This is a genomic window from Bradyrhizobium sp., assembly GCF_016462955.1.
Classification (GTDB): Bacteria; Pseudomonadota; Alphaproteobacteria; order Rhizobiales; family Xanthobacteraceae; genus Bradyrhizobium.
Genome location: NZ_JAEMSD010000354.1, coordinates 1 through 7,286, shown reverse-complemented (window position 1 = coordinate 7,286; position 7,286 = coordinate 1). Strand labels below are relative to the sequence as shown.

The window sequence follows — 7,286 nt, the reverse complement described above, 5'->3', positions numbered from 1 at the left end:
GCATGATGGACCTCGGCCTGGTCTATTTCGTCTTCCTGCCGTCGATCGTCACGACGCTGCTTGCGGGCAAGGCGGTGGCGCGCATCGGATATCGGTCGACGATCTGGGGCGCGCTGGCTGTCGCAGGCATCGGCCTGCCGCTGACGCTGACCGCGCATCTCGCCGCCGTTCTCACCGGCATGGTTCTGTTCGGCGTCGGCACCTTCTTCGCGCAGGCAGTGGCTACCGGCTTTGTCGGACAGACCGCTACGGAGAACCGCGGCATCGCCAGCGGGACATATCTGGCGTGCTATTTCTGCGGCGGGCTGGTCGGCACGGCCGTGCTCGGGCGCCTCTTCGATGCTTTCGGCTGGCAGGCCTGTGTCGCCGGCGTCGGGGCATCACTCGCGCTAGCTGCTCTGCTCACCTTCGCCCTGAAACGCTAGCGTTTCGCCGCCGCTTCCTGCGGCGGCTCGTCATCGGCGATGGCGCGCCAGGCGGCGCCGTCGAGATCGTAGTACTGGCCGCTCCGGAGCGACCACAGGAAAGCGACGAGACCAGCGCCGCCGAGCATCAGGGCCAGCGGGACCAGGATGACCAGGATCTCCATCACACGATCTCCCGCGAGGTGCTGCGCGCGCGCAGCGAGTTCAGCATCACCAGGATCGACGATCCGCTCATGGCGGCCGCTGCGATCAAGGGCGTCACCACCCCGCTGATCGCAACCGGCACCGCCAGCACGTTATACCCGATCGCAAGCCAGAGGTTCTGCCGCATCAGCTGCAACGCCTTGCGCGAGGCGTCGATGGCCGCAACCACCGGCGCCAGCGGGCGGCCGAGGAAGACGAGGTCGGCGGTCGCCTGGCTGAGATGCGCGGCCGAGATCGGCGACATCGAGACATGGGCTGCCGCAAGCGAGGGCGCGTCGTTCATGCCATCGCCCACCATCAGCACCTTGGCCCCGCGCCGTTTCAGCTCCTCGATCCGCGCGATCTTGTCGGCGGGCGTGACGCCGGCGCGCCATTCAAGAATGTCGAGCGCATGAGCCGCCGCCTTCACCGCGGGCTCGCGGTCGCCGGAGAGGATCTCGATGCCGACATTGCGCGCCTTCAGCGCCGCGATGACGGCTCGCGCATCCGGCCGCAGGCCCTGGCGGACGGACAGGATGAAGCGTTCGCCGCCCTTGCTGAAGGCGACGATCGACGCCTCGGGATCGAGCGCCGCACCGCTGACGAGCGCCTCGGCGCCGCAGAAGGAGGGACGCCCGAGGCGAAGCTCGACACCGTCGACCACGGCGCACACGCCCTGCCCTGCCTCCTCCACCGCGCCGACGATCGGAGATTTCGCCGCGGCGGCCTGAGCGACCGCGGCGGCGACGGGATGATGGCTCGACAGCGCGAGCCGCCCGGCGAGTTCGAAGATATGGGCTGGGATGTCAGCCGCATTCATCACTTCGAGATCGGGCAGCGTCAGCGTGCCGGTCTTGTCGAAGATGACATGGTCGGCTTCGGCCAGCCGCTCGATCGCGTCGCCCGCATTGAGCAGCACACCCGCCTTGAACATCGCGCCCGAGGCGACGGTCTGCACCGTCGGAATGGCAAGGCCGAGCGCGCAGGGGCAGGCGATGATCAGCACCGCGACGCCGGTGACGATCGCGTCGTGCCAGCTTGCGCCGGCAATGACCCAGCCGAGGATGGTCAGCAGCGCGGTTGCGTGCACCACCGGCGCGTAGAGCCGCGAGGCGCGGTCGGCGAGGCGCATATAGCGCGATCGGGCCTGGAGCGCGTTGTCGAGCAACCGCGTGATCTCGGCGAGCAGCGTCGCCTCCGAGGCGGCCGAGACCCGCACCCGCAAGCTGCCGGAAATGTTCATCGATCCCGCATAGACCGGCGTGCCCTGCTCGGCCGTGACATAGAGCGTCTCGCCGGTGATCAGGCTCTGGTCGATCTCTGAACGGCCCTCGATCACGGTGCCGTCGACTGCGCAGCGCTCGCCGGGCCGCAGCAGCACGATGTCGCCGGGATGGATCACCGCCACCGGCACTTGCGAGATCTCGTCGGGTCCGACGAACTTGGCGGCGGTCTCCGCCTTGAGCGCCGCGAGATTGCCGGCGACGGCGCGGGTCCGGCGCCGCATGTTCTGGTCGAGGACGCGGCCGACCAGGAGGAAGGTCAGCAGCATGATCGCCGCGTCGAAATAGGCGTGCTCGGCGTGGTGGATGGTCTCGACCACGGACATGCCGAGCGCCAGGATCACGCCGATCGAGATCGGCACGTCCATGTTGGTGGTCTTCGCCGACAGCGCCCGCCAGGCCGAACGGAAGAACGGCTGGCCGGCATAGGCCGCCGCCGGCAAAGCGATCAGCGCCGACAGCCAGTGGAAGAAATCGCGCTGCTCGGGCAGCATGTCCGAGACGTTGCCCGACCACACCGGGATCGACAGCATCATCACGTTCATAGTGGCGAAGGCGGCGACGCCGAGGCAGCGCAGCAGGAAGCGGGATTCGGCGACCTCCGCCGCTTCCGCGCTCTCGGTCTCGAACGGATAGGCCTTGTAGCCGAGCTCCTCGAGCCGGTCGATGAAGCGGCCGGGGTCGAGCGTGCCGGCCTTCCATTCCAGCGCGACGCGGCGGTCGGTTAGGTTCACGCGCGCCAGCGTGACGTCGGGGATAGCCGACAGCCCGCGCTCGATCTTGGCCATGCAGCCGGCGCAATGGACGCCCTCGACCGCGAGATCGATGTGCCGGAGGCCCTCGCCCGCTTCGCGAACGTAGTGAGAGAAATCGCGCGTGACGTGCATGACGAAGTCCTTCAGTTCAGGATCACGCGGTTGCGCGACAGGAACACTCGCGTCCCCCGCGCCTCGCCCTCGATCACCAGATCCCATTGGCCCGGCGCGACGGATTCGGCGCTGCCGCGATAGAGGCCGATGCCGGATTCGGTGAGCTCGACGGCGAGATCGGCGCGCTTGTCGGTCGGCCGCTCCAGCCGGCCGCCGAACTTCAGCCCGGAGATCGGCTGCCCGCCGGCATCGCGCGCCTCGACCTGGACCGAGGCGCCGCCGTCGTTGCGGCGCTCGACATGGGCGTCGACCTTCCATTTGCGCGCAGCCTGGTCGTGCGCCGCCGAGATCTCGCGATCGTAGACGAGGCCGGCGGCATAGGGGCTGTCGACGTCGGTGCCGGGCAGCGTCGCGATCGCGAGCTTCATCATGGTCGCGTTGACGCCGATGACGAGGCCGAAGAAGGCGAGCAGCATCAGGAAGACTTTGGTTCCGGTCAGAGGCTTGGATGACATGGTGGTCTCCTGGATTTACGGCGCGACGAAGTTGTCGGTGGCGGTCGCGGCGACGCCCAGCCCGATGTCCATGACGTGGAAGCGGACCGGTATCGACTTCTCCGGATTGTTGTCGGCCGGCGCGGTGACCAGCAGCCGCAGTTCGCTGGTCGTGTCGCGCCGGATCACGATGATCGGCCGGTCCGGCGTCGCCGAATCGACGCCGACGACGTGCATCGTCGGGTTCACGGGACCCTCGACGTCGATGGCGATGGCACGGTCGTAGCCGCTCTTGTTCAGGAGCCGGACCGTGTAGGCGTTGCGGATCGAGCCGTCGCTAAGCTTGACGGCGACCGGGTTACGGTCGTGCAGCACGTTGACGTCGAGCAGGCTGCGGGACGCCAGCGTGTAGGTCATGAAGCCGCCGACGGCCGCGATGATGGCGCTGTAGGCGACGGTGCGAGGCCGGACGATCCGGTAGATCGGCGCCTTGCCTTCCTGGCGGCGGTGGATGTTGATGTCGTTGTCGTAGCCGATCAGCCGCTTCGGCCGGCCGATCTTGGTCATCACGTTGTCGCAGGCGTCAATGCAGAGGCCGCACTGGATGCATTCCATCTGCGGCCCGTTGCGGATGTCGATGCCGGTCGGGCAGACCGCGACACATTGGTAGCAATCGACGCAGTCGCCGACCGGCTGGCCCAGCGCGCGCAACTCGGCGGCCTTCTTCACCGACGTGCGCTTCTCGCCGCGGTCGTAACGATAGGTGACGTTGAGCGCCCATTCGTCGGTGAGCGCGGCCTGGATGCGCGGCCACGGGCACATATAGGTGCAGACCTGCTCGCGCATGTAGCCGGCGAGCACATAGGTCGTCGCGGTGAGAATGCCGATCCAGACATAGGCCAGCATCGGCCCCTGGAAGGTGACCAGCTCCTTCACCAGGGTCGGCGCGTCGTTGAAATAGAGCACCCAGGCGCCGCCGGTCCACCAGGCGATCAAGAGCCAAATCGAGTGCTTGAGCACGATCTCGGAGATTCGCTCCAGCTTCATCGGATCGGACGACTTGTCCTTCTTCATCCGCTCGCGCCGGTCGCCCTCGATCAGACGCTCGACGGCGTAGAACAGGTCGGTCCACACCGTCTGCGGACAGAGATAGCCGCACCAGATTCGGCCGCCGATCGAGTTCATCAGGAACAGCGCGATCGCGGCCACGATCAAAAGGCCCGTGAAGTAGTAGACCTCCTGCGGCCACAGCTCGATGAAGAAGAAGTAGAAGCGGCTGTTGGGAAGATCGATCAGGACCGCCTGGCTGGGCGCGCCGAGGCCGCGATTCCAGCGCACGAAGGGCAGGAAATAATAGACGCCGAGGCAGAACGCCATCAGGCCCCATTTGATCCGGCGGAATGTACCGGACACGCTCTGGGGATAGACCTTCTTGCGGGCTGCATAGAGCGGCCCGTAATCGTCACCCGATATGAGGTCTTTGGGGTTCACGGTCTTGTTCATCGCCTGGAGCTTCTCGAAAAGGTGCGATTAAACCTAGACCCGACACCGCCGCGTCAGTTGATCCAACGCAAACGGGGGCGCTTTTCTTCGCCCCCGCCGCAAGTCGTCGGCCGTGGACCGGCCTATTTGCCGCCGCCGAGCGAATGGACGTAGACCGCCATCGCCTTGATGGTCGCGGGATCGAGCCGGCCTTCCCAGGCCGGCATGACGCCGGCGCGGCCCTGGGTGATGGTCTCGATCAGGCTCGCCTCGTCCGAGCCGTAGAGCCAGATCTTGTCGGTTAGGTTGGGGGCACCCAGCTCCTGGTTGCCCTTGCCGGCATCGCCGTGGCAGGCGGCGCAATTCTCCGCAAAGATCTTCTGGCCCTTGGCGGCATCGAAGCCGTTGCGGGTAGAAAGGCCCGACAGCGACCGCACGTAATTGGCGACCGTGACGATCTCGTCCGGCTTCAGCACGCCGTCCTTGCCGAAAGCGAGCATCTGGCCCTCATGCGTCTTGGCATGACCGGACCGCACCCCGAACTGGATGGTCTGCATGATCTGGTCGAGCGAGCCGCCCCACAGCCATTCGTCGTCGTTCAAATTCGGATAGCCCTTGGACCCCGTCGCGCCCGTTCCATGGCAGGGCGCGCAATTGTCGCCGAACACGGTCTTGCCCTTGGCGCGCGCGAGCGCCAGCAGCGCCGGATCCTTCTCGATGTCGGCCAGCGAGGCGGTGCCCAGCGCCGCCATCTTGTCACCCCGGATCTTCTCGAGATTGGCGAGCTCGACGGCGACGTCGGCGCGCGAGGAGTAACCGAACAGGCCGGTGGTGTTGCTGGCGATCAGCGGCCAGGCCGGATAGACGATCCAGTAGCCGATCGACCAGACGATGGTGAGGTAGAAGGTGATCACCCACCAGCGCGGCAGCGGCGTGTTCAGCTCCTTGATTCCGTCCCACTCGTGTCCGGTCGTGGACTTGCCGGAGACGGAATCGATGTCGCTAGAATGGTCGGTCATGTTTTCTCACTCCTCCCGCAAGGGCAGGTGCGCTGCCTTGTCGAACGCAGCCTTGTTACGGGGCCAAAATGCGTAGGCGATGATCGCGAGAAAGATCGCGACGAACACCGGTGTCCAGATCGTCGTCACGAGATCGGACGCTAGATTGTGGACTGTCAGGATGGCTTTCATCGTTCATGCCTTCTCAGCGAAGATTGGCTTTCTCGTTGTAGATCTTGAAGTCGACAAGCGTGCCGAGCATCTGCAGATACGCGACGAGCGCGTCCATCTCGGTCGGCGTGCCGGTCTTGCCGTCGAAATTGCGGACGACGGCCTTGGCGTAACGCTTCGTGAAGGCGTCGGTCCCGGCATTGTCCGGATCGGCCTGGGCCTTCAGGTCGGCGGCCGCATTGGCGATCTGCTCGTCGCTGTAGGGGACGCCGACGGTCCTGAGAGTGCGCATGTCGCCGGCGATGGCATCCGGGTCGATCTCGGCCTTGCCGAGGAACGGATAGCCGGGCATCACCGACTGCGGCACGATCGCGCGCGGGTTGGTCAGATGGGTGACGTGCCACTCGTCGGAATACTTGGCGCCGACGCGGGCGAGATCCGGACCGGTGCGCTTGGAGCCCCACTGGAACGGGTGGTCGTACATGCTCTCCGCGGCGAGCGAGAAGTGGCCGTAGCGCTCGACCTCGTCGCGCAAGGGCCGGACCATCTGCGAATGGCAGAGATAGCAGCCCTCGCGGACGTAGACGTTGCGCCCGGCGAGCTCCAGCGGCGTATAGGGCCTGACGCCGTCGACCTTCTCGATCGTGCTCTTGAGGTAGAACAGCGGGGTGATCTCGACGAGACCACCGACCGCGATCACCAGCAGGATGCCGACGATCAGGATGATCGAGTTCTTTTCGAAGATTTGGTGACGTGTCCAAAACGACATTTTCTTGAGCTCCTCATTCCGCCGGCTGGAGGGCGACGGGCATCTGGACTTCCTGCTCGCCGACGCGAACCGTCATCCAGAGATTGTAGGCCATGATCAACGAGCCGATCAGGAACAGGCCGCCGCCTGCGGCGCGGATGATGTAGAAGGGATGCATCGCCTCGACGGTCTCGATGAAGGAGTATTCGAGGAAGCCGAGCGAGGTGTAGGCGCGCCACATCAGGCCCTGCAGGATACCGGACACCCACATCGCCGAGATGTAGAGAACGATGCCGAGCGTCGCGATCCAGAAGTGCCAGTTGACCAGCTTCAGGCTGTAGAGGCCCTTGCGATTCCAGGCCCACGGCACCAGGCAGTAGAGCGCGCCGAAGGAGACGAAGCCGACCCAGCCGAGCGCGCCGGAATGCACGTGGCCGATGGTCCAGTCGGTGTAGTGGCTGAGCGAGTTGACCACCTTGATCGACATCATCGGGCCTTCAAAGGTCGACATGCCGTAGAAGGCGACCGAGACGACGAGCATGCGCAGCACGGGATCGGTGCGCAGCTTGTCCCAGGCACCCGACAGCGTCATCAGGCCGTTGATCATGCCGCCCCAGGAGGGCATCCACAGCA

9 protein-coding genes are annotated in these 7,286 nt (G+C 65.8%); 1 reads left to right on the top strand and 8 read right to left on the bottom strand.

All coding sequences use genetic code 11. The features are described 5' to 3' along the window. Nucleotides 1–425: MFS transporter (locus JHD07_RS27905; RefSeq protein WP_291627915.1), on the top strand; the 425-nt coding region annotated here is incomplete at its 5' end. On the opposite strand, the gene ccoS is transcribed toward JHD07_RS27905, so the two are convergent. The 8 genes from ccoS to JHD07_RS27865 all read right to left on the bottom strand — a co-directional run. Beyond that, on the bottom strand, nucleotides 422–589 hold the full coding sequence (gene ccoS, locus JHD07_RS27900) for a cbb3-type cytochrome oxidase assembly protein CcoS (RefSeq protein WP_291627913.1): 168 nt from the start codon (nucleotides 587–589) through the stop codon (nucleotides 422–424). The genes JHD07_RS27905 and ccoS overlap by 4 nt on opposite strands. Next, nucleotides 589–2,778: a cation-translocating P-type ATPase gene (locus JHD07_RS27895; RefSeq protein WP_291627911.1), complete on the bottom strand. Its 2,190-nt coding sequence runs from the start codon at nucleotides 2,776–2,778 to the stop codon at nucleotides 589–591. Before JHD07_RS27895 ends, ccoS begins: the two co-directional genes overlap by 1 nt. A gap of 11 nt (nucleotides 2,779–2,789) precedes the next feature. Then, nucleotides 2,790–3,275 carry a FixH family protein gene (locus JHD07_RS27890; RefSeq protein WP_291627909.1) on the bottom strand — a complete coding sequence of 162 codons (486 nt, stop codon included), beginning with the start codon at nucleotides 3,273–3,275 and terminating at the stop codon, nucleotides 2,790–2,792. Between the two features lie 15 nt (nucleotides 3,276–3,290). Then, a complete protein-coding gene (ccoG, locus tag JHD07_RS27885; protein WP_291627907.1) occupies nucleotides 3,291–4,757 on the bottom strand; it encodes a cytochrome c oxidase accessory protein CcoG in 1,467 nt (488 codons plus the stop codon). 122 nt (nucleotides 4,758–4,879) lie between these two features. Continuing rightward, nucleotides 4,880–5,755, bottom strand: a complete 876-nt coding sequence (gene ccoP, locus JHD07_RS27880; protein ID WP_291627905.1) for a cytochrome-c oxidase, cbb3-type subunit III — start codon at nucleotides 5,753–5,755, stop codon at nucleotides 4,880–4,882. Nucleotides 5,756–5,761: 6 nt separating this feature from the next. Further along, nucleotides 5,762–5,926, bottom strand: coding sequence for a cbb3-type cytochrome c oxidase subunit 3 (locus JHD07_RS27875; protein ID WP_025034779.1), 165 nt, complete (start codon nucleotides 5,924–5,926; stop codon nucleotides 5,762–5,764). 13 nt (nucleotides 5,927–5,939) lie between these two features. Further along, a complete protein-coding gene (gene ccoO, locus JHD07_RS27870) occupies nucleotides 5,940–6,674 on the bottom strand; it encodes a cytochrome-c oxidase, cbb3-type subunit II (RefSeq protein ID WP_291627900.1) in 735 nt (244 codons plus the stop codon). Nucleotides 6,675–6,687: 13 nt separating this feature from the next. Beyond that, on the bottom strand, nucleotides 6,688–7,286 hold a 599-nt coding region (locus tag JHD07_RS27865), incomplete at its 5' end, for a cbb3-type cytochrome c oxidase subunit I (protein ID WP_291627898.1).